We start from the raw sequence: 21,356 nt of genomic DNA on the forward strand, positions 1-21,356 counted from the left end.
GGTCTCCTGCTCCTTCACGATCGCGATGATCTGCTCTTCGGTGAACCTGGTTCGCTTCATCTCTGGTCCTTCTGATGGGCCAGAGCCTACTTCAAACTGGATTAGGCGCAGGGGGCAACGTCAAATGGAGCGTCCATGGAGAAACTCCCGCACTGACATCAATCAGTGCGCAATCTCATGGCTCACAAACGGGAGGAAGGTGGGGGTAGGACACCGCTTACGACAGAAGTGGCTTGGGATAAGTAGATTTTGTGCCGATGGCGACCGATATGACCGAGAACAGGAGCGAGTTGCCCCTTCAGAGCCCCTGCCTTTTTTGTCTTTCTCGATCCCGATTTCAATGCCACCGGCATTGTTTTAAAGCCAAGCGACCGCGTCGTTCGCGTCGCACGTTCTGACCTTACCTCGTTTCGGCACTCGGGACACGATATGGGATGATCGTGATGTCCTAGCTCGAATTGATCAAACGAGCAGCAATGGAGACGGAGCCGACTTCCTGGTCTGGATCGGTAGAGGCCTATCCCGGTTTCTCTTTAACCTTGGCGACGCAGGATCAAGTTCCGTCGCATCGCAACCCGATACGACAAGAGCGCCGTCTCATTCCTTGGCTTCGTTGCACTCGCTGCCGCAAAACCATGGATGCCCACTTATGTCAACAGGGCCTAGTTCAGATGCTGCTCCAACCAGGCTTGGAACATTAGAATGTCCCATAGGTGATAAGCCCAGTTTCGTTGGCCGCTCAGGTGTTCCTGCCATTTTTGCCGAATCGGCACGGGGTCGAAGTAATCCTCGCGACGCAGCCGCTCTTCGGTCAGAAGGCTTTCGGCCCAATCGCGAAGAGGACCGCGCAACCATTTGTCAAGCGGAATGCCGAAGCCCATTTTTGGACGGTCCATCAATGCCTGCGGAACATACCGGTAAAGCACTTGCCGTAGAGGCCATTTACCTTGACCGTCGCGCAACTTGACGTCTTGCGGAACACGCCAAGCGAATTCCACGACCCGATGGTCCAAAAAGGGAACCCGTGTTTCAAGGCTGACACCCATGGCCGCTCGATCGACTTTTGCCAGGATGTCGTCTGGCAGATAGGATATCATGTCGAGCGCCATCATCCGCTCGACAGCATCCAGCCCCTCCAGCGCCGGCGCATTGCCAGTCAGACGCGTGGCGGGCTCGCGTCCACCACGCACCACCTCGTCAGGATCGCCCCAGTGAGACACCAAGCCCATATAAAGTTCATCGATAGTCCGGCTTGCGACGACCCCTGCTGCCTTGTGTAATTTGTCGCCGACGCGACCGCCAAAGCGCTGTTTCACGCGCGGCATCGTCCTTGCGAGGCCGTCCCATGCTTGGGGCGAAAGGCCGTTGATGCACATCGCCGTTAAGGCGCGCAAGGGCCGCGGTATAGCTGAAAGCTTCTTCCAATTTCTGGAAGCTGCCAAATATCGGCTATAGCCACAGAACAACTCGTCTCCGCCATCGCCTGACAAGGAGACCGTGACATGCTGACGAGCGAGCTGGGACACGAGGAATGTCGGCACTTGAGATGAGTCCGAAAAAGGCTCGTCGTAAAGTGTCGCCAATCGTGGGATGACATCAATGGCTTGGTTTCCGAATACATACAGTTCTGTATGGTCAGTACCAAGATGAGAAGCAACAGCGCGAGCGTGCTCGGCTTCGTCATAACCTTCTTCACTGAACCCGATCGTGAAGGTTTTTACGGGCCGCGAAGACTGGGTCTGCATCAGTGCCACGACGGTCGACGAGTCGATCCCGCCCGACAAAAACGCACCAAGAGGAACATCGGCAACGGCCTGACCGGCAATGGATTGCCTCAACAGCGCCTCAAGGTCATCCACTATCTCAGCGGGACTCCCCTGGTGTTTACTACGCTGGCCTGCTTCGGCAACGCTTGGCAGATCCCAGTAGGTTTCAACCCTTTCATGTCGGTGCGACCAAGCCTGCACCGTAACCATGCTTCCAGGCTCAAGTTTTTTGACGTTGCGAAAGATTGAATAGGGTGCCGGTATATAATTGTGCCGCAGAAGCAAGCAGATTGCATCCCGGTCAATCGCACGATCAAACGAGGCATGCTGCCTCAAAGCCTTAAGTTCAGAGCCAAAAAGGAGAACAGCGTCGGCTCCTTGGCCTTGCCAGCCGTAATAGAGCGGTTTTTCGCCCATCCGGTCACGCGCTAATGTGAGAGTGCGGTCCCGGCGGTCCCATATGGCAAATGCGAACATGCCGACGCATCGTTCCAAGGTGGCTTTGATGCCCCATGCATCGAAGCCAGCAAGAGCCGTTTCGGTGTCAGAATGTCCCCTCCACGAGGGTGCGAGCCCATCCTGGTCAAGCATAATGCGGATGTCGGAGTGGTTGTAGATCTCGCCATTGTAGACCATCACGAATCGTCCAGAAGCGGACTGCATGGGCTGATGGCCCGCAGGGGACAAATCGACGATGGAAAGTCGACGGTGGGCAAGGCCGATGCGCCCTTCGTCGTCGGCCCAGACACCCATGTCATCCGGACCGCGAGAACTGATGGCCTCTGCCATGCGTAAAAGAGTATCTTCCGAAGGCTCGTCGAGAGACTGGCTTTTCCCTAGATAGCCCGCAATTCCGCACATAGAGCGTTCCTTGACTTCGAGCAAGTTCGACCTGCGCGAACGAGCAAAACAATCAGCCTTTGTTAGGCTTCAACGGTAATGTTCCGACAAGCGCCGCAAACGAAATTAGATTTTATCATCAAGAGGATCGCCGCATTTACGAAAGCGCGTGCAGCCCGAAAGACAATATGAGATCGCCTACGGAAAGAGCAATGCGCAAGCTTAAACTAGGCTCAATAGGCAATGCCGCGCCACAAATTGTGCTCAAGTCAAGCTAGGGTCGCGCTTCTCGCGCGCAGACACGTACCATGACATCGTTTCTCCAAGACCATCGTGAACGGTGTGGGACGGCTCGTATGCCAGCAGCGTTCTCGCCTTACTGATGTCAGCCTGCGAGTGTTTTACATCTCCGGCACGAAAATCGCGCTGCACAATATTTGGAGGCGGAAAAGCTGTAGTCGCCGTCAGATTGTACCGAATGGCATCGATCAGCTCGAGCAGGGTCGTCCGGTCACCCACGGCGACATTATAAACCTGGTTGCGCGCGGCATCGTCTTCTGCAACCGATGCTAGAATGTTGGCCTGAACGGCGTTTGCGACGTAACAGAAATCGCGGCTCGTAGAACCGTCGCCATTGATGTAGATCACGTCGCCGCGCAACAGGCTATCGACCCATTTGGGGATCACGGCCGCATAGGCCCCATTGGGGTCTTGGCGGGCGCCGAAAACATTGAAGTAACGCAACCCGATGGACGAAAATCCATAGCTACGCGCAAATACGTCGGCGTAAAGCTCGTTTACGTACTTTGTCACTGCATATGGACTGAGCGGGCGACCGATCTTGTCTTCGACCTTCGGCAAGCCAGGGTGATCGCCATAGGTGCTGCTGCTTGCCGCATAGGTGAAGCTTTTCACACCAGAATCCCGGGCCGCAACTAGCATGTTGAGGAAACCCGTAATATTGGCAGCATTGGTGGCTATCGGATCGGCAAGACTGCGGGGCACGCTGCCTAATGCAGCCTGATGCAGAACATGTGCCACGGGTGAATTCTCGTCCCAACGCATGGCGTTATGACAATCTTGCAACTCTCGGATATCGCCTTCGATGAACTTGAATCCACCCCACTGTTCGGAGGTTACAAGTGTTTGCACTTCATCAAGATTGCGCTTGTAACCCGTGGCGAAATTATCGAGCCCCACGACCTTTTGGTTGGCTTTAAGAAGAACCTCAAGCAGATTACTGCCGATGAAGCCGGCCACCCCGGTGACCAGCCAAACACGCGGAACCTGTCGCAACTGGTCCATAACTTCATCATAACGCTTCATGTCGCTTGTCCCTCGACTTGTTTTTGACCGTGTTGCTGCCAAAGCCACGAACCGTCACGGCGGGTTCTCCTAACCGATTGCTGCTCGGCCCCATAGCCAAAAAGTCTGAGAACAAAAAAATCAGTTCACTACGGGTATTCAGTCATCTGAAATGCAGGACAACCTGTCGACCGGGTGCTCTGGAAGCTCCCTTATAGCCTTCCAGACCGATGCCGCTTCCAACCGCGGGCAAACGTCATGACGCCGGTGACCACCACAAAAACAGCGCCGGCAAATGCCCATGGAAGAATTAGCCGCGAAAGAAAAACTCGGACGGGCACGGCATTGGCAGCGCTGCCTGGCTGTTTCTCTAAGTACGCATCTACAATCTTTATCAGACCAGCATCTATTCCACCAACAAAGGTTACAGCACCAAGATACTGGGAGGCTGCAAATTCGGTTGATTGCAGGACACGGCTTTCTTCGTTCGCCAGCAACTGAACGCGTTGGCGCACCTCCGTCTCTAAAGCCGTATCAATCTGCTGGAGCTTGTCCATAATAGCTTCGGCATCCGCCATTGTCCTTGCGGTAAAAAGCATCGTGGTAGTTGGAGAGATTGAGGTCATTTTGACCTCGTCTCCATCAAGAGCGGAACTCACGATATCTGAAATCTGCTCGGCGCTTCTCAGGGGCGTTCCGGAGGCAAGGACTTTTACCCTCAATTGGACTTCAGAAGTTGGCTCTGCCACCGGCTGCGAAGGTGTGGTCACCACCAACACAGCCGTCCAAATGCCAGCTAGAGCCAAAAGCCCAATTATTAACCAGCGAAAAGACCAAAACCATTCTGCCACATCGTAGATGCTAAACTGCTCTTGCTTCATTAAATTCTCGCCGCTCGTTATCGGATATCGATGTATTTGATAGCGGCGAAGAAACTCGCCATTTTCGCTTCTGTAAATAGTTAGAAAGGTCTCGCTTCAGTTCGCTTTACAGATCAGAATTCGCTGCTTGTTCTGATTGCGTGGATGCCAAACCAAAGATCTTGATCAGTTGGGCGCAGATCTTTTCCGCATCAAACCTTTGTTCCGCGATTTTCCTGCTCTCGTTGCCCATTGTGGATATCAGATCAGGCGACTGCAGAAACCTTTCCATAGCCTCGCGTAACCGCTCGACATCTTGGGCCGGCACAAGAAAACCGTTGACACCATGTATCACTGTTTCTCTGCAGCCCGGAACATCGGTCGTCACAATAGGACGGCCCAATGCGGCAGCTTCCTGCGATGATCTTGGCACACCTTCTCGATAGGAGGGAAGTACGAACACGCTGGTCTCGTCAAGGACCGGCCTTACAGGGACATGACCAAGCCACTCCACTGTTTTCTCGCCCACCCACGTCGAAACTTCGGCCTCGCCTATGGCCAGTGGATTGCTGTCCAACCCTCCCACCAAGAGAAATCTGGCGCTGGGATACCTACACTTGATCAATTTGGCAGCTGCCACAAATTCTCGCACACCTTTGTCAGCCAGCATTCTGGCAACCAGCGTGAATGTAGTCGGAATAAGCAACGGCGGCGTCAAAGGCCATTCACCAAGCTTTATTCCGGTTGGGAAGACGCCCTTGACCTTGCTGGCGCTGATGAGGCCTTCATCAATGATGAAGTTCCTGTCGTCATTATTCTGAACGACAACACCATCGGATAGCAAGAAACTCAACTTATAAAGAAGTCGAGCGACGCGGTAGATAATCTTTGAGCGAATATTTGCTCGTGAATTTGTAAAGGCGTAACCAAGTCCCGTAATCATGGCATAAGAATGTTTCACGCCAGCCAGTTTGGCGGCAATCGTCCCATATATGGACGGCTTGATTGTATAAGAGACAACGACATCCGGTTTATGCGCTAATAAAATCCGCAGCAGTCCAATCAGCGTCGCTAAGTCATGAAACGGATTAATTCCGGCTCGGGTCAGAGGGTACTCCAACGGCAGGGCACCCAGTTCCCGGATCCTGGACTTGTCTTCCTCAGTCATACGAGGGGCACAGGCAACCACCTCATTTCCAGCCGCAACGAGCGCCTCGATGAGTGGCGCGCGGAAGTTCAGTAAAGCAAAAGCCTGGTTTCCAACGATCGCAACTTTAGGCACAGATATCTACCATGGTTATTAGATTAGGCCGCCAACGACCGGGCGCAAAATTGACTAGATAGCCGAATTGCGAGCCCATTTTTGAAACTCGCCCGAGAAGACATACCTCTTCGTCTTGAAATCTTTAACCCAAACGGCGATCGGCGTTCTTGGCACTTTGATAGCGTCCCCATCCGGTCTTTAGCTGGACGCTGCGCCAATGCCAGGCATGTTCACTTTCAAGCTAAAACTGGCTCTGACGAATGATTGTTTTGTCTCAAATCAGACGATCTACCAAAAAGCACTAAGCCATAAATGGGTATGGCAAAAACGATCGTGCCTGACGAGTAGTAGTCATGAAATATTCCAAGACATATCTGTGAAAAACAGACAGCAGCCCAAATCTGCATCGGAATCCAGTTAGAGCCTTTGGCAAGCCCGCAGATCAGTCCGCTCAAGGCAGCAAAAACGGAGAGTATCAGATATGAACCTATCCAACCGAAGTCACTGAAATATACGCCAAAAACCGTATAGACATTTACCGGACTTGGTGTCTGAACATAAGGCAAAATATGATCGATGTTGCCGCCAATACCCAAAACTGAAAGTACAGGCTGCGCCACACGGAAAGAGATCATGTTGCTGGTTAGCTCGGCGTCACCATTGAGGACGGCCGAGAAAGCATGCGCCGGGCCAAGCAAGTAGACGAGGTAGCTGTTCAGGCTACCTTTCCCGACAACGGCGCCTAATACGCCAAAGGAGAAAACCAGCAGAATGGCCATCGTCAAGACGAACTTCAGCGAGAAATGTCTTTGCAAATAAAAAAATGCAAAAACTGTCATTGCCATAAAGAACGAGGCCCTCGCACCACTCATATAGACAAAGACGATAAAAAATAAAATCTGGATTGCCGAAAAAATACGATCGTCTTTAAAATATATAAAAGCAGAAATCGGAAGTAAGAACATTGCGCCGTTCATTATCGCCACCCAGGCATATCTTGGCGATTGCGCCATCTCGGTGATTAGGTAGCGGTGACGTTCAATATTCGCCGGCAGCGGTAAAAAACTACCAGTACTGTTGTGTATTTCAAGAATTGACACCCCAATGAACACAATAGGGATAATCACCAGAAGAATCCTTGCAATATGGCCGCTCATAAATCCAAATCTTGGAAGCTGCCAAGCAATTTTACGCCCAACACTATAGGTCGCACCGGACAAAATCACCCAAAGCGCAATAATGCCAACAACATAGATGTAAAATGAAAGAGTGTAGTCGTAGAAAAATCCAGGCAAAAAGTACTGAACTACCGAACTGAGCACGATCACGGAGATCCACACCAGGGCGAATATAGCACCGGGCGTGAGGATATAGTCAGTGACCGACGATAAGCTCGTGCTCTTTGTGTCCAAGGGCATGTCCGAGATATTTAGCTCAGAATCGTGCACGAGAAGCCCTCAAGCAATTAGACAAAAAGTCGAGAAACGATAGGGGCGACATGCGCACGCCTCTGGTAAATTGAGCGATGCCTTTTTTGAAATGCCGGTGCAACAGAAGATAAAGGCCATATGTCTGGCGCCGCTCTCCTTCCCTGCGGGCGGCGGCCTCAACGAGTTGGGGCAGCCTTGACCTAGCAACGTCAATAGACTTCAGCGTCTCGTCAAATCCCCTGCTCATGTCGCTTGAAGTCGTGTTGCCACTGTGGCGACGATAACGACCAAGTACTCTATCGATATATTTTATCGTTCCGCCGTTGGCGCCCAACCATTCCATCTGGTGCAACCAATCCGAAGCGAACCGGATTTGCTCATCACAATAGACGATCCGAAATTTACGGCGCGCCATGAAGGCTGCGCCGCAGATGAACGAACCATGTCGCATCAATTGATCCATATGACCTTGCCGCGGAGGAATTCGATCACTGAAGCGAAACTTAACTGCACCCGAACCGGCATCCTGTACCTCCATGTCATGATAGCAGATCGTGCAGTCTGGGTCCGCCAACATTAATCGCACCTGGCTGTCGATTTTTTCTGAAAACATGATGTCGTCGCCAGAGAAAAAGGCGATGAATTCACCGTTGGCTTTGCTGAGCAAGTTGTTCACGTGTCTGCTTATGCCAAGATTTTCCGGCTGGGCAATGACGTGGACGGATTTCGAGCCGGCGTCTGTTTCAGACAATAAACGACGAATGGCATCGAGACTCCCGTCCGTCGACTTGTCGTCGCTTACCAAGATCTCGATATTTCCATAAGACTGCTGAAGAACGGACCGTAATGACTCTGCCACTAGCGTTTGCTGGTTATAGACGGGCATGATGACCGTAACCAGCGGCTGATCGGTGTCAGGAAACGGCATGGCGCGATCCTTGTCGTTTTAAAAATGTCAGACAAAAGTAGGAGACGCACGCGAGCCCGTAGACAATGGCTCCGAAAATCGAAGCGTAGCCAGCACCTATAAGGCCGAAATGCTCTACGAACACAAGATTGGCTAGATAGAGAACGCCAGAACTGCCTAACTCCATAAGAATGAACTGAGTTTTTTTTCCTCTGGCGATGATATTGTATGACACAACCCATCCGCCAACACGAATTATACTGGCAACAATATTCATCCAAAGTATGTAATATATGTCTGAGAATCCATTTCCATATATGATATCAACGACTAGTCCCTGAAATATGAAAAACCCAAGGGCTAGAAATGAAGATATCAATACGGAAATCACAACGGTCTTTACGACAAAGTCTCTTTCTTCGATGAGGTCTCTTATCTTGCTTAGCCGTGGCACATAATAGACGATGAGAGCGTTGGTGATCACCAATAGATAGATATCAGTTAATCGCCAGGCAGCTTCCCAAATACCGGCAGCGTGCCATCCCAGTTTGTCTGCCACTGTGAGCCTGATGGCAATCAAAGTTATCGGCGTGCAGCAGGCCCCTATTACGCCCATGATCCAATACGGTGTCAGGCGTCGAACGGCATAACGACGCAACTTCGGCACCGGTAAAACACCTCTTTTCGATGACCGGATCTGCGATATGGCGATAGAGAGCGCCAGAGCAATACAGGGTGCCAGAGCAAGGCCCCATTCTGCTCCACTAGACAGGCCCATGACCAGCAATACAAAGGTCACCACGACCAAGGAGATACTATAAAAGGCCTTGGACGCTATCAGCTCGTATATTTTACCGGAGCCATTAAGAATGGCGACCCTGTAATAATATAGGGAAACTACTGGCGCGAGAAGCGGCAATATCAATAGATTGAGATCGCCTGTCGGATTCACTACCTGTTCGGCGGCAGGCAATAGAGAAAGCGCCCCGATGACGACGCCCGCCAGCAGACCGCAACTTAACGCTGCGCCAAAACCTGCTTGCACCCAATAAGCGCGTTGTCGCTCGCTGCGGTCGTGCCTAGAGACGAAGGTGACGAGACCCACGACGACGGCGCCATTGCCGATGATCGTAGCGACAGACAGCAGGTTCTGAAATTGGCCGTAATTCGCAACTCCAACCACACCGCCAAAAGCGGATATGAGCCGTACCGCGATCAGGGCGCAAATCAGCCGGAAAATCGTCTCCGCAGCGGATAGGCCCGCAATGCTCAGGGGGCGCAAATTTAGCTCTTGTGCCCCTCGGAATGTACGCCGAAATAATCACGTATCTTTCCGATCACCGCGGACACTTCGTCGTCCGACATTGTTGGACCGATAGGCAGGCTGAGTACTTCGCGGTGGATGCGTTCAGAAATCGGGAACGCCCCCTCCTTTAGTCCGAGATTTCTATACGCGCTCTGCAAATGAGGCGCGATTGGATAGTGAATGAGCGTGCCTACCCCGTTTGCTGCAAGATATTGATGGAGGTCATCACGGTTGCTGGTGCGGATGACGTAGAGGTGCCACACAGGTTCGGCCTGATCATGGACCTCGGGAAGAACCAAGTCGTCTAAGCCGGACAATTCGGCATTGTACCGCGCTGCTATAGCGCGACGCCGATCGTTGTCCTGATCAAGCAAAACAAGCTTTTCCCGCAGGAAAGCTGCTTGAAGCTCGTCCAGCCGGCTATTCCAGCCAACGACATCGTTCGTATACTTGACTTCGGAGCCATAATTTCTGAGTAGGCGCAAGCGGTTAGCAACCTCCGGATCCGACGAAGTCACGGCACCACCGTCACCAAGCGCACCAAGATTTTTACCGGGATAGAAGCTAAATCCAGCCGCGTCGCCAAGGCTTCCGGTACGGATGCCGTCCCATTTTGCTCCATGAGCCTGGGCTGCGTCTTCTAAGACGCGCAGACCATGCTTGGCGGCAATTTCTTTGATTTTGGTCATCTCGGCCGGCTGTCCATAAAGGTGGACGGCGATAATAACCTTAGTCTGCTGGGTGATCGCAGCTTCGATCAGATCGGGGTCTATATTGTAGGTTTCAAGTCGCGGCTCAACCGGTATCGGAATGGCGCCTACGTGAGAAACAGCCAACCAGGTCGCGATAAACGTATTGGAGGGCACGATCACTTCGTCGCCAGGCCCAACGTCCCAGGCGCGGAGGACGAGCGAAAGCGCTTCCAGACCGTTTGCGACGCCGATGCATTCGGCGGCGTGTGAATAGGATGCAAACTCGGCTTCGAACGATTTGACCTCGTTGCCGAGGATAAGCCACCCGCTCGCCATCACGCGGTCGAATGCACTCTTGAGTTCGGCATCTTGGCGAGAGTTAATGCTCTTGAGATCGAGGAATGGGATCATTGTCTTTGCGTCCGAAGATTTCACTAGCCTGCGATCTGCATAAGATATTGGCCATATTGCGTTTTTGAGTACGTCTCGCCAGCCGCCAGGACATCGGCGCGCGAGAGCCAGCCGTTAGCCAAAGCAATTTCTTCAAGACAGGCAATCTTGAAGCCCTGCCGTTTCTCCACGGTTTCAACGAAATGCGCAGCTTCGAGTAGGCTTTCGTGTGTGCCCGTGTCCAGCCAAGCAAAACCTCGCCCCAACAACTCGACATGCATCTGATCTTTTTCGAGATACAGCTGGTTCAAGGACGATATTTCAAGCTCGCCGCGGGCCGATGGTTTTATGGTCTTTGCGAGTTCGCACACCTGCGAGTCATAGAAATACAGGCCCGTTACCGCGTAATTCGATTTCGGCTTTTCGGGCTTTTCCTCGATGCTGATGGCGCGCATGTCCTGATCGAATTCCACCACACCGAAACGCTCTGGGTCAGTGACGCGATAGCCGAACACAGTGGCACCATCTTTACGATCGACGGCGCGACGGAGCATCGACGTGAACCCCTGACCAAAGAATATGTTATCTCCGAGCACAAGGCTGACGGGATTGCCGTCAATAAATTTTTCACCAAGCGTGAAGGCTTGTACCAAACCTTCAGGACGAGGCTGAATTTCGTAGCTAATCGAGATTCCGAACTTAGATCCATCCCCCAGCAAACGCCGATAAGCGTCGATGTCTGTCGGTGCGGTAATAATCAGAACGTCGCGAATACCTGCAAGCATGAGGACGCTAAGGGGATAGAACACCATCGGCTTGTCATAGACAGGCAAAAGCTGTTTGGAAACGCCCAGCGTGAGCGGGTGTAGTCTGGTTCCGGATCCACCGGCTAAAACTATGCCCTTCATAGGCTTTCCTTCCCAAGGCCAAGGCGCTCTAGGTTGTAGTCCGCCGCAGTCGCCTCGGTGAGCCATTCCGGATTATTCAAATACCATTCGATGGTCTTGGCCAATCCAGTCGACAGGCTTTCCTTAGGCTCCCAACCGAGTTCATCCCTGACTTTAGTGGCATCGATCGCGTATCGCGTATCGTGGCCTGGGCGATCTTTAACAAACGTAATGAGGTCCTCGAACTTTCCGACGCCTTCGGGCTTGTGGACGACCTTTGCGTCGAGTTCGCGGCAGATCGCTCGGACGAGGTCGATATTGCGCACTTCGTTGTTACCGCCGATCAGGTAGCTTTCACCGCTGCGACCCTTGAGCAGCACATCCTCGAGCGCCGATGCATGGTCCTCTACATAAAGCCAATCGCGGATATTGTTGCCATCCCCATAGACAGGTAGCGGCCTGCCCGCCAACGCATTTAGGATCATGTGGGGCAACAATTTTTCGGGAAACTGTCGCGGCCCGTAATTGTTCGAACAATTGGTCACAATCGTGGAAAGCCCATAGGTACGCCCCCAGGCTTTCACTAGGTGGTCGGAAGCCGCTTTGCTCGCCGAATAGGGAGAACTCGGGGCATATGGCGTTCGCTCGCTAAACGGGGCGTCATCTGGGCCGAGATCGCCAAACACTTCATCGGTCGAAACGTGGATGAAAAGCAGTTGCTCGTTCTGATCTGCCACAGCCGAATAGCGTCTGGCAGCTTCAAGAAGTGCATAAGTGCCAAGAATGTTGGTTCGGACAAACGCGTCTGGACCATCGATCGACCGATCGACATGGGTCTCAGCCGCGAGGTTGATGATCGCTTCAGGCTTATACGTCTCAAGCAGTCCGGCAATCCAACCACTATCGCAAATATCGCCTTGTTCGAAGAGATAACCCGGGTGCCCCTCTATGTCTTTCAGAGAGAGGAAGTTGCTCGAATAGGTCAGCTTGTCGACGTTAATTACGACATGTCCGTTTCCGACCAGGCGCCGCACCAAAGCAGAGCCAATGAAGCCGTAGCCACCGGTAACGAGAACGGTGTTTTTCGACATGGGCATGGCTCCAGTTAAAGTCTCAGGTCGGAATCGCCAACGGGCATGATCGATTTCAAGTCGTAGAGAACATGCCTATCCCTAGCCAGACGCCGCATGCCCTCTGCGCCCATGTTCTTGAACTGGTCATGGCCGACTGCGACGAGAACGCCGTCGTAGCTTTGATCAAAGACCTCCTTGAGCACTTTAAGACCATACTCTTGCTCGGCCTCGGCTGCGGAAACCCAGGGATCGAACACATCCACTTGACAACCGTAATCTTCAAGACTGCTTATAACGTCGATCACGCGCGTGTTTCTCAGGTCAGGACAGTTTTCTTTGAAGGTTAGTCCCATGACGAGAATTCGCGAGCCGCTAACATTGATGCCCTTGCGGATCATGGCCTTAACCATCTCTGCGGCGACGTAAGAACCCATTGAGTCGTTAAGACGCCGCCCTGCTAGGATGATTTCTGGATGGTAGCCCAGTTCCTCTGCCTTATGGGTCAGATAGTAGGGATCCACGCCGATGCAATGTCCACCCACCAATCCCGGGCGGAACGGCATGAAATTCCATTTGGTCCCTGACGCCTTGAGAACATCTTCGGTGTCGATTCCCATTCTGTTGAAGATGATCGCAAGCTCGTTGATAAGCGCGATATTGAGGTCACGCTGGGTGTTTTCAATGACTTTGGCAGCTTCGGCGACTCGGATGGAGGGCGCCATGTGCGTCCCGGCAGCGACGATCCCACGATAGAGCTCATCGACGATCTGTGCAGTCTCAGGGGTTGATCCGGACGTAACCTTAACGACAGTCGTCAATCGGTGAAGTTTGTCGCCGGGATTTATACGCTCGGGCGAATAACCGACGAAAAAATCCTCATTGAAACGCAGGCCAGAGACTTCTTCCAGGATCGGAACGCAGTCTTCCTCGGTCGCACCAGGATAGACGGTTGATTCGTAAACAACGATATCGCCGCGCTTGAGATAAGCGCCTACGGTGCGACTTGCCGCAATCAGTGGACGCAAGTCCGGCCTTTTCGACTTATCGACTGGGGTTGGAACGGTAACGATAAAGACGTCGCTGTCTTCAAGGTCCTGCGCAGAACTAGTAAACCGAAGACCCTGGGCCTTACGAAGGTCGTCGGCCGTTGTCTCAAGTGTGCGGTCATGGCCAGACTGAAGATCGGAAATGCGCGCGGCATCGATGTCAAAACCGGTAACGGCGCGTATTTTCCCAAATTCCACGGCGAGTGGCAGCCCGACGTAGCCAAGTCCGACTACCGCTAATTTGCGTTCAGCTGCATTCTTCATATGTCACTCGTAGTAGTCGTGAACCATTCAACGAAGGCGGCAGCACCGTCCTCCACTAACGTTTCCGGTCTTTACCCCACATCGTTATGTAACGTCGAGATGCAGAGCGAGGCCACTGGCACTTATTCGCCAGTTAAGACGGATGCCCCCTTGCGATCTGTATCTTTTGTGAACGAGTTTTCGTATTCCTCGCACATGGGCACACTTGACGTCATTTCATTCTAAAAATGTCGCCTATTGATCAGCGGCCTTTAGCCATGGTTCGCTGCAGATGGCAAGGTCTGGCCATATGCCCTGACCACAACTATACACGTGCGCAACGAAAGACCGTGTAATTCATCGCGGCGTTCTGACCACAAATGCGATCTGAGACATATCATGGCCGGGTTCGAGCTAATTTCTTTTCCGTTATATGAAGCTGAATCAGGCACTTTGTCGGTGTATGAGCAAGGAGCCGGACTGCGTTTCGATGTGAAACGCGTCTATTGCATCACGCAACTTAATCCGGGCAGCACCCGCGGGCATCATGCCCATCGAGAGCTCCAACAGATCGTGGTTTGCCTGAGCGGCAGTTGCGTCTTCACCCTCGATGATGGAACTGAAAGGGTTGATATTCCACTTTCGTCGCCTTCCACCGGCCTTTACCTGTCGGGTCGCATTTGGCGCGAGATGAGTGAGTTCACCAGCAACTGCGTCCTGATGGTTATGACTGACGCGGTATATTCAGAAGCAGATTACATAAGAGACTACGAAACGTTTCTTGAGGAAGTTAAAAATTGAAACTGGAAAGTCACCCATCAAAAACGAAAAAACTCGTGCTCATAGGAGCTGGCGAGTTCGCTGCAATTGCGTATGAATACTTCACTCATGATTCTGAATACGAAGTTCTGGCATATTCTGTAGAGAAAAATTACCTGGATTCGACGAATCCGCTGAACCTTCCCGTCGTTGCTTTCGAAGATCTCGAAAGTGAATATGCTCCCGGCACCGTCGAACTGTTCGTTGCCATTCCCGCAAGTGATCTCAACGCTACGCGAACACGGCTCTACAATGCTTCGCGCGACAAAGGCTACAAGCTGGCAAGCTACGTTAGTTCCCGGTGTTTCTGCTGGCATAACGTTAAAATCGGAGACAATACATTTATCTTCGAGAACAATACGCTGCAGCCATTCACCTCGATTGGAAACAACGTGGTCATGTGGAGCGGGAATCACTTGGGACATCGGAGTGTGATAGAAGACCACTGCTTCATATCCTCCCATGTCGTGATTTCGGGCTACTGCACAATTGGCCATTCTAGCTTCATTGGGGTGAATGCCACGCTTAATGACGGCATTTCCATTCCATCCCAATGCATTATCGCAGCCGGAACACATGTCACCAAGACGCTCAAAGAAGAAGGCCGCGTCTATCGCGGTGCGCCAGCAGCCGAAGTTCCTCGTCTAGATGCGCGCAAGTTGAAGCTGTAATGCGCTGGTCAAAGAAAGGGCTTGTCTGGAACGCCTCTTACGATCTTCCCTGGGCTTTGAATTCAGCGCTTACGCCTACCCCGATTGTCCTTGGATCGGTGATCAGGGTCTATGCGGGCTTTCGTGATGAATTCGGCGTCAGCCGCATTGGTTTTGTGGATTTGTCCGCGCAAAATCCCACGCACGTAGTCGGGTTCTCGCAAAAGCCCGCTCTTGATATCGGGCGGCCAGGTGCATTTGACGACAACGGCGTCATTCTGGGCCATGTTGAGGCGGTTGGTGAGACCATCCGAATGTATTATGTCGGCTTCCAAAAAGTCGAGAAAGCCAAGTTTCTTGCTTTCACTGGTCTGGCTATCAGTGAAGATGGTGGCCTGACGTTCCAAAGATATTCAGAAGCACCGATTATCGATCGCACTAACGGCTCGATAATGATCAATGCCTTGCATTCGATCAGGCTGCATGGCGATAAGTGGCACGGATGGGTTGCCCGGGGTGACGGCTGGCTCGAAAAAAACGGCATCCCTTATCCGCGATACGAGATCTGGGAAATGCAGTCTTCGGACGGCATTACCTTCGACACATCGAATGCGCGTAAATTGATAGGTTGCGAGGGCGATGAATACCGCATTGGCCGTCCTTCGGTTTTTGTCAGGCCGGACGGGTCTTACGTCATGTTCTATACCGCCGGATACGCAAAAGACGACCGCTATCAAGCGGGAATGGCCGTTTCAGCGGACGGTTTCTCTTGGAAGCGAATAGACGATGAAATCGGTCTTTCGCCTGGAGAAATCGGGACGTTCGACCACCTCCACCTGTGCTATCCTAGATTGGTGGAGGTGAACGGCAAGTTCTGGGCCGTTTACAACGGAAACAATATGGGCCGTGAAGGTTTCGGGTTGGCGGAGCTTCAGACTTGGTAGAGGTTACGCGCTATGATTCCAGCTTTGAAGAAGCGTGGGACGAGCTTGTTGAAGACAGCAAGGCTCCACTGTTCTTCCTGAAGAGGAAGTTTGTCGAATACCACAAAGACCGGTTCACGGATCATTCTCTGCTATTTTTCGAAGGTGGTAAGCTGATTGCCACTTTGCCCGCCACCCAAAAGGGCGACAGCGTTACGTCCCACGGTGGGCTGACATTCGGTGGGCTCGTGCTGCGCAGGTCCCTGAGAAGCGCGCTTACCAGGGATATTTTCGATGCCATGGCTTCCTCGCTCCGGGCATCAGGGATTGGCACACTTACATATAAAGCTGTACCGCACATCTTTCATGAAATCCCGGCCGAGGAGGATCTGTACTTTCTTGTGCAAGACTATGGCGCCAAGTTGGCGCGACGAGACCTGTCAAGTATCATCGACACTTCGAAAAGACTCCCATTTTCTAAGGGTCGCAAGGCATTGATTTCGAAAGCACGGAAGTCCGGAATTTCAATATCGCGTTCGCAGGATTGGGCCGGCTTCCACCAACTGCTGTCCTCGGTGCTATCCAGGCACGATGCCGCGCCGGTTCATACACCGGCAGAACTTGAGCTACTGGCCACGATGTTTCCTGACAATGTCAAACTTTACACCGCATCAATGAAGGCCGAACTGATGGCTGGGTGCTTGATCTTTGACTTCGGCCAAGTCGTCCACACTCAATATCTGGCGACATCCGATAGCGGAAAGGATGTTGGCGCACTCGACCTTCTCATTGAAACGCAAATCAAGGAAGCGGCGGATCGCAAATATTTCAGCTTTGGAATATCGACGGAACAGGCCGGTAAAGTCTTGAATGACGGACTACTGGCTCAGAAAGAATCTTTCGGCGCGCGTTCAGTTTCGATAGATAGTTACCGAATTGACTTCTAGAGAAAATGAGGATGCCCAGATCTAATCTATTAATTTAAATTAGGGCAGAAGCAAAATTATATTTGCTGAGGGCGCCCGCCTTGCCAGCTCTGAGCATTCGCCAAACTGTTATGACGGCGATAAATTAGACCGTTTCTGAGTGGAATTTGTGATGATTGACCGGTTACGCGCGCGCGTACTTGCTCTGCCGCGACGTTGGAAACAGAGCATCTTGATCGCGTTCGACTTTATCGCGCTTTCACTAGCGCTGTGGATGAGCTTCTGCTTGCGGTATGACAACTGGTATTTCCCGAGGGAAATTGATCAGTGGGCGATCATCCTCTCCGCTCCGGTTGTGGCGATTCCGATTTTCATTCGTACCGGACTTTATCGGGCCATCGTTCGTTATCTACCTGAAAAGGCGATGTGGACCATTCTGCGAAGCATGGCATTCGCTACGCTAGCTTGGGTGGGCCTTGTATTCATTTCGGAAATGGCCGGACGGGGGGTTGTCCCTCGATCTGTGCCCGTCATCTTCTTTGGCTTGGGCACATTCGTCGTCGTTGGCAGCCGCTTCGTAGCTAAGTGGATATTCCTACACGGCGCGAAGCGATTGAGTGCAGATCATAAAGCTGTGCTCATTTATGGTGCTGGCGATGCCGGTATGCAGCTTGCACAATCGCTGCGGAGCACCCATCGCATCGTTGGCTTTTTGGATGACAACCACTCCTTACACGGACGAGAGCTAGGTGGCGTAAGGGTCTATAGTCCTTCGGTTTTAGAGCGTCTGGTCGAGGAATACGGAGTATCCGAAGCGATCCTGTCCATTCCTTCGCTTTCCGCGCAGCGCCGGAAAGAAATCGTTACATCTCTTAGCAGCCGCGCCGTCAAGGTTAGCGTGATCCCCGCTATTGTCGATCTGGTGACCGGCAAATACCTCGTCAGTCAAATAAAGGAGATAGACGCGGTTGAGCTGCTAGGCCGATCCTCGGTGCCGCCTGATCCGGACCTGATCCGCCAGATGATCGTCGGCCGATCAATCATGGTGACAGGCGCGGGTGGCTCGATCGGTTCGGAACTGTGCCGCAAGATTGCTCGCTGGAACCCCCAGCGGCTTGTCCTGTTCGAGTCCAACGAATTTGCTCTTTACCAAATCGAGCGAGAGCTTTCCGAAATTCAGGACCTCGCCATCGTTCCGGTCCTCGGCTCGGTCACCGACGCCGCTCGGATCGAGCAGGTCCTGTCGGAAAATGATATCCGCGTCGTGTTCCATGCTGCCGCCCATAAACACGTACCGCTGGTCGAAGCGAACGCACTGGAGGGCGTCAAGAACAACATATTCGGGACCGCAGCCCTGGCGGAGGCCTCATACAAGCACGGAGTCGAACACTTCGTACTGATATCGACCGATAAGGCCGTGCGGCCGACCAATGTCATGGGGGCGACCAAACGGTGGGCCGAGCTTATCGTGAGCAATATGTCCGCCCGCGCTAAGGCAGAAGAATCGAACCAACGCTTCTGCGCCGTCCGCTTCGGTAATGTCCTTGGATCGAATGGCTCGGTCGTACCACTGTTTAAGAAGCAAATCTCCGCCGGCGGGCCAGTCACGCTAACCGACGCCGCCATGACGCGCTATTTCATGTCAATTCAGGAAGCGGCAGAGCTTATCGTTCAGGCGGGGGCGCTTTCAGAGGGCGGCGATGTATTTCTCCTCGATATGGGCGAGCCGATGCTCATCAGCGACCTGGCAGAAAACATGGTCCGCCTCGCTGGGCTTAGTGTGCGCTCGGAAGCCAACCCAGGAGGAGATATCGAAATAGTGGTGACAGGCAAGCGACCTGGCGAAAAGATGTATGAAGAACTCTTCTACGATTCCTCTTCATCGCAGAGCACGCGCCACGCAAAAATCATGCGGGCAGCCTCACGCGCCGACGTCATGAGCATCACCGATTCACTCATCAACCTAAGAGATAGCGTCACCTTGCTCGACGAGCATTCCGCCCGCCGAATCCTGTTCGACGTCGTCAACCAGAGCGGCTGACTATCAGCGGCAAGAACTTCACCATTGCATTCTTTCGGTAGCCTTTATGAATGAATCCCATGCCCCCTCTTTCATCGTCGCTGGAGCCAGCGGTAATCTCGGGCGGCAGTTGGTCCCGTTGCTCAGTGCTTCTGGGGCGCGAATGTTGCTTGTGGGCCGGGACAAGAACAAGCTGCGGGAAATATTTCCTCACCATGAAGTTGCCATCTATGCGGACATCCCATGGGCCGCCGGACAATACGAAGACCTGATATTTCTGGCCACTACAAACAGCGACTCCGACGCTTCCTATGAGCAATTCGAAAGAACAAATGTCGCACTGGCTCTCGAAGCTCGAAACCTAGCTGCGGCTGGTGGCGTGAAACGATTCACGTATTTTTCGTCGGTCCACGCCTTGGAGCACGCAAACCAGTCTCACTATGCCCGATCGAAACGAGCCGCTGAAGAGGCGCTTAATAACAGCCCGGGGATCGTAACGAAGATCATTTACATCCCTGCTCTTTTGGGAAAGACCTATTCTGGGAGTCTCGCAGTCCTCAATCGCACGCCGACGTTCTTGGCCAAGCTGCTCCTGCCGACGCTCAAGGCTTTGAAGCCTACGGTCAATGTCACTGCCGTTTCGAAAGAACTCCTCACCAATTCGGCCTTTCAGTCTAATCAATCGGTGATCTTGGCGACCGACCAAGACACAAATTTAGCCTACACATTTCTGAAACGGTGCATGGATCTTTTAGGAGCTGCCGCAATCGTTTTGCTGCTGTGGTGGCTGATGATTATTGTGTGGATTGTCATCAAAGTGCAGTCGCCCGGACCAGGAATATTCCGCCAGCGCAGAATAGGACTCAATGGAAAGGAATTCACCTGCTATAAGTTTCGGACCATGCATCTGTCCGCGCCCAATGTCGCAACGCATGAGGCGCCTTCCTCTGCTGTGACGCCGTTCGGTAAAATCTTGCGCCGAACCAAGATAGATGAGTTGCCTCAAGTTTTTAATATCTTTGTCAACGAAATGAGTTTCGTAGGCCCAAGACCGTGTCTTCCAACCCAGACTGAACTTATTGAAGAACGTCGCAAACGCGCAGTGCTCACACTCAAGCCGGGAATTACTGGTCTGGCTCAGGTCAACGATATCGACATGAGCGACCCTGTCAGGCTAGCGGTCTGTGACGAGCGCTACCTGAAGCTTCGTTCCATAATCTTCGATCTCAAACTCATGTTGATGACCGTTGCGGGAAAAGGCATGAACGACAAGATTGGTAAGGCAGCAAAATAGCCGCAATCGAGTTACATGCGAATATCAAGCGCTTCAAGCTACGACCATTTTAAAGACGTCTATTCGAATCCCCAGTAACTGGAAACTTGGGTGCAGCCAAGTCAAAAACTTATAACTTCGCGACAACACAATCAGACGGGCGACGTATCTTAGCTGCCGCGTGAGTCTGCACTACTGCTATAATGATGATTAGCTCTGACTGCCCCACTGCGCGGTCATCGTCGCAAAATCGAACTATCGCCCGGATATCGATGTTCTTCGTAGTCTAGTGGTCTGTCACGAAGTTGTCGGATCGTGTGCGAAATTCACAACGCAAATGGACGCCGCGCTCCGGCGCTTGGCTAATCCCACTCGGATCACCTTGAAGACGATGGCCCTCCTGCCCGCTGCTAGGTGTCAACCCGCCCGACACTCATCGCGCAGGCTTTCACCGCGCTCTCTAAGCGCGGAGTAAGTGGCGGCAAACACGATCGCACACACCCAGAAGAATACGGTGTACATCTGGGTTGACATCCAAGGGCCCGTGTGTTGATTGCCACTGAAAAGTGACCCGTTAGGCGGGACTATTTCCATCGAGATTTGACCCATGTTCCAACCGTGCCCTGGCTGTTTTCAGCGGGGGCTGTGGAGTGATCGACATGGCGTTACTGAGCGTTATCCGACGCTGGCATTTTCGAGAGCATCTATCGATCCGGGAGATCGGCCGCAGGACCGG

At 52.6% G+C, this 21,356-nt stretch carries 17 protein-coding genes and 1 pseudogene; 7 read left to right on the forward strand and 11 right to left on the reverse strand.

The annotated features are described in order from the left end of the window. Positions 1–549 precede the first annotated feature (549 nt). Positions 550–666: pseudogene (locus DevBK_RS20845) on the forward strand (IS5/IS1182 family transposase); the annotation flags it as partial. On the opposite strand, the gene asnB reads toward DevBK_RS20845, so the two are convergent. From asnB to tviB, 11 genes are all read right to left on the reverse strand, one after another. Next, positions 663–2,651 carry an asparagine synthase (glutamine-hydrolyzing) gene (asnB, locus tag DevBK_RS20850; protein ID WP_317186923.1) on the reverse strand — a complete coding sequence of 663 codons (1,989 nt, stop codon included), beginning with the start codon at positions 2,649–2,651 and terminating at the stop codon, positions 663–665. The pseudogene DevBK_RS20845 and the gene asnB overlap by 4 nt on opposite strands. Before the next feature lie 219 nt (positions 2,652–2,870). Further along, on the reverse strand, positions 2,871–3,932 hold the full coding sequence (locus DevBK_RS20855) for an NAD-dependent epimerase/dehydratase family protein (RefSeq protein WP_317186924.1): 1,062 nt from the start codon (positions 3,930–3,932) through the stop codon (positions 2,871–2,873). Positions 3,933–4,123: 191 nt separating this feature from the next. After that, on the reverse strand, positions 4,124–4,792 hold the full coding sequence (locus DevBK_RS20860; protein ID WP_317186925.1) for a hypothetical protein: 669 nt from the start codon (positions 4,790–4,792) through the stop codon (positions 4,124–4,126). A 106-nt stretch (positions 4,793–4,898) separates the two neighbouring features. Next, entirely contained in the window at positions 4,899–6,053 is a 1,155-nt protein-coding gene (locus tag DevBK_RS20865) for a glycosyltransferase family 4 protein (RefSeq protein WP_317186926.1), read from the reverse strand. Between the two features lie 218 nt (positions 6,054–6,271). Beyond that, positions 6,272–7,447, reverse strand: coding sequence for an O-antigen polymerase (locus DevBK_RS20870; RefSeq protein ID WP_317186927.1), 1,176 nt, complete (start codon positions 7,445–7,447; stop codon positions 6,272–6,274). A gap of 22 nt (positions 7,448–7,469) precedes the next feature. Beyond that, positions 7,470–8,393 carry a glycosyltransferase gene (locus tag DevBK_RS20875; RefSeq protein WP_317186928.1) on the reverse strand — a complete coding sequence of 308 codons (924 nt, stop codon included), beginning with the start codon at positions 8,391–8,393 and terminating at the stop codon, positions 7,470–7,472. Then, positions 8,380–9,654 (reverse strand): hypothetical protein, encoded by a 1,275-nt coding sequence (locus DevBK_RS20880; RefSeq protein WP_317186929.1) that lies wholly within the window; start codon positions 9,652–9,654, stop codon positions 8,380–8,382. Before DevBK_RS20880 ends, DevBK_RS20875 begins: the two co-directional genes overlap by 14 nt. Positions 9,655–9,656: 2 nt before the next feature. Next, on the reverse strand, positions 9,657–10,781 hold the full coding sequence (locus DevBK_RS20885) for a DegT/DnrJ/EryC1/StrS family aminotransferase (protein ID WP_317186930.1): 1,125 nt from the start codon (positions 10,779–10,781) through the stop codon (positions 9,657–9,659). A 23-nt stretch (positions 10,782–10,804) separates the two neighbouring features. Continuing rightward, the gene (gene rfbA / locus DevBK_RS20890; RefSeq protein WP_317186931.1) at positions 10,805–11,668 is read right to left on the reverse strand and encodes a glucose-1-phosphate thymidylyltransferase RfbA; all 864 of its coding nucleotides are present in this window, start codon (positions 11,666–11,668) and stop codon (positions 10,805–10,807) included. Further along, on the reverse strand, positions 11,665–12,744 hold the full coding sequence (rfbB, locus tag DevBK_RS20895; RefSeq protein WP_410494121.1) for a dTDP-glucose 4,6-dehydratase: 1,080 nt from the start codon (positions 12,742–12,744) through the stop codon (positions 11,665–11,667). Before rfbB ends, rfbA begins: the two co-directional genes overlap by 4 nt. Positions 12,745–12,752: 8 nt before the next feature. Then, complete coding sequence (tviB, locus tag DevBK_RS20900) at positions 12,753–14,030, reverse strand: Vi polysaccharide biosynthesis UDP-N-acetylglucosamine C-6 dehydrogenase TviB (RefSeq protein WP_317186933.1); 1,278 nt, start codon at positions 14,028–14,030, stop codon at positions 12,753–12,755. Positions 14,031–14,408: 378 nt separating this feature from the next. Between tviB and DevBK_RS20905 the strand changes: the two genes are divergently transcribed. The 6 genes from DevBK_RS20905 (at position 14,409) to DevBK_RS20930 (ending at position 20,641) form a co-directional block, all read left to right on the forward strand. Then, positions 14,409–14,810: an FdtA/QdtA family cupin domain-containing protein gene (locus DevBK_RS20905; protein WP_317186934.1), complete on the forward strand. Its 402-nt coding sequence runs from the start codon at positions 14,409–14,411 to the stop codon at positions 14,808–14,810. Next, positions 14,807–15,499 (forward strand): acetyltransferase, encoded by a 693-nt coding sequence (locus DevBK_RS20910; RefSeq protein ID WP_317186935.1) that lies wholly within the window; start codon positions 14,807–14,809, stop codon positions 15,497–15,499. The genes DevBK_RS20905 and DevBK_RS20910 overlap by 4 nt, the downstream gene beginning before the upstream one ends. Continuing rightward, entirely contained in the window at positions 15,499–16,422 is a 924-nt protein-coding gene (locus DevBK_RS20915; protein WP_317186936.1) for a hypothetical protein, read from the forward strand. Before DevBK_RS20910 ends, DevBK_RS20915 begins: the two co-directional genes overlap by 1 nt. After that, positions 16,416–17,348, forward strand: a complete 933-nt coding sequence (locus DevBK_RS20920) for a GNAT family N-acetyltransferase (RefSeq protein ID WP_317186937.1) — start codon at positions 16,416–16,418, stop codon at positions 17,346–17,348. The genes DevBK_RS20915 and DevBK_RS20920 overlap by 7 nt, the downstream gene beginning before the upstream one ends. Before the next feature lie 151 nt (positions 17,349–17,499). Further along, positions 17,500–19,368: a nucleoside-diphosphate sugar epimerase/dehydratase gene (locus DevBK_RS20925; RefSeq protein ID WP_317186938.1), complete on the forward strand. Its 1,869-nt coding sequence runs from the start codon at positions 17,500–17,502 to the stop codon at positions 19,366–19,368. A gap of 46 nt (positions 19,369–19,414) precedes the next feature. After that, positions 19,415–20,641, forward strand: coding sequence for a sugar transferase (locus DevBK_RS20930; protein WP_317186939.1), 1,227 nt, complete (start codon positions 19,415–19,417; stop codon positions 20,639–20,641). Positions 20,642–21,356 lie beyond the last annotated feature (715 nt).

Origin of the sequence: Devosia sp. BK (assembly GCF_032907385.1) — a bacterium.
GTDB lineage: Bacteria > Pseudomonadota > Alphaproteobacteria > Rhizobiales > Devosiaceae > Devosia.

Excerpts from the sequence above, each read along its gene's own strand:
- rfbA (WP_317186931.1), bottom strand. The coding sequence starts at position 11,668 with ATGAAGGGCATAGTTTTAGCCGGTGGATCCGGAACCAGACTACACCCG.
- DevBK_RS20860 (WP_317186925.1), bottom strand. The coding sequence starts at position 4,792 with ATGAAGCAAGAGCAGTTTAGCATCTACGATGTGGCAGAATGGTTTTGG.
- rfbB (WP_410494121.1), bottom strand. The coding sequence starts at position 12,744 with ATGCCCATGTCGAAAAACACCGTTCTCGTTACCGGTGGCTACGGCTTC.
- DevBK_RS20925 (WP_317186938.1), top strand. The coding sequence starts at position 17,500 with ATGATTGACCGGTTACGCGCGCGCGTACTTGCTCTGCCGCGACGTTGG.
- DevBK_RS20915 (WP_317186936.1), top strand. The coding sequence starts at position 15,499 with ATGCGCTGGTCAAAGAAAGGGCTTGTCTGGAACGCCTCTTACGATCTT.
- DevBK_RS20875 (WP_317186928.1), bottom strand. The coding sequence starts at position 8,393 with ATGCCGTTTCCTGACACCGATCAGCCGCTGGTTACGGTCATCATGCCC.
- DevBK_RS20905 (WP_317186934.1), top strand. The coding sequence starts at position 14,409 with ATGGCCGGGTTCGAGCTAATTTCTTTTCCGTTATATGAAGCTGAATCA.
- DevBK_RS20885 (WP_317186930.1), bottom strand. The coding sequence starts at position 10,781 with ATGATCCCATTCCTCGATCTCAAGAGCATTAACTCTCGCCAAGATGCC.
- DevBK_RS20930 (WP_317186939.1), top strand. The coding sequence starts at position 19,415 with ATGAATGAATCCCATGCCCCCTCTTTCATCGTCGCTGGAGCCAGCGGT.
- tviB (WP_317186933.1), bottom strand. The coding sequence starts at position 14,030 with ATGAAGAATGCAGCTGAACGCAAATTAGCGGTAGTCGGACTTGGCTAC.
- DevBK_RS20855 (WP_317186924.1), bottom strand. The coding sequence starts at position 3,932 with ATGAAGCGTTATGATGAAGTTATGGACCAGTTGCGACAGGTTCCGCGT.